This window comes from Alkalihalophilus lindianensis, assembly GCF_032843265.1.
In the GTDB taxonomy this organism is placed as follows: domain Bacteria; phylum Bacillota; class Bacilli; order Bacillales; family Bacillaceae_D; genus Alkalihalophilus; species Alkalihalophilus lindianensis.
The window spans coordinates 1-257 of the sequence record NZ_JAWJBA010000624.1; the positions used below are offsets into that span (position 1 = coordinate 1).

The 257-nt window shown below is 67.3% G+C and carries 1 protein-coding gene; it reads right to left on the minus strand.

Annotated features, from left to right (window positions below):
* Positions 1-257: HPF/RaiA family ribosome-associated protein (locus RYX56_RS26690; protein WP_317124294.1), on the minus strand; the 257-nt coding region annotated here is incomplete at both ends.

Genomic DNA, 257 nt, shown 5'->3' on the forward strand with positions numbered 1-257 from the left:
CGTTTCGGCGATAATCGCAGGCGCGTCGCCCGCATCCTCTTCCTCGGTCCCGGTGTCGAAAACGGTGTAGCTGGCGTTGTCCTCGATCTCGTCGAGCGAGGCGGCCAGGGTGGCGCCCGCGGCGCTGTTGCGGTCCTTAAGCCGGCGCATATAGCGTCTGAGCTGCTTTTCGATGCGCTCGGCCGCGCCCTCGAACGCGACATGCGCGTCCTGCGCCTGGCCGTGCCCCTTGAGCACCAGCCCCTGCATCACATGCG